This window comes from Candidatus Cardinium sp. cByotN1, from assembly GCF_022810525.1.
GTDB lineage: Bacteria > Bacteroidota > Bacteroidia > Cytophagales > Amoebophilaceae > Cardinium.
Window position 1 is genome coordinate 1 of the sequence record NZ_JAACGG010000157.1, and the last position, 375, is coordinate 375.

1 pseudogene is annotated in these 375 nt (G+C 34.1%); it reads right to left on the reverse strand.

Annotated elements, in window-relative coordinates:
* Positions 1-308: pseudogene (locus tag MUW73_RS04135) on the reverse strand (sodium:solute symporter family protein); the annotation flags it as partial.
* Positions 309-375 lie beyond the last annotated feature (67 nt).

A 375-nucleotide genomic window follows, 5' to 3' on the forward strand; every position in this document is an offset into this window, starting at 1 on the left:
ATAAACCAAGCTAAAAGAGGAATAATCATGGAAAAGGTTAGAAACTGCAATACATCTGTAAAAGTAACCGAACGAATACCACCAAAAGCAGAATAAGCAATAAGAATTAAGGTAGCCAGGATTGTAATTTCTCCGGAGTCAACTGGTCCTACACAGATGCTAATTGTTTTAGATATTACAACAATTTGGATGGAAAGACTAACAATAGATCGGCAAATATTGGATATAGCAGTAATAATCCTTGGATACGTACCATATACACATCCTATGGTCTCTGCCATAGAAAGGTGTTTCATAAATGGTCTCATACGTATTGCTAATCGACTAATAATCCAAATGCAAAAACTGCTATCGAAAATTAGAAATATTATCCAA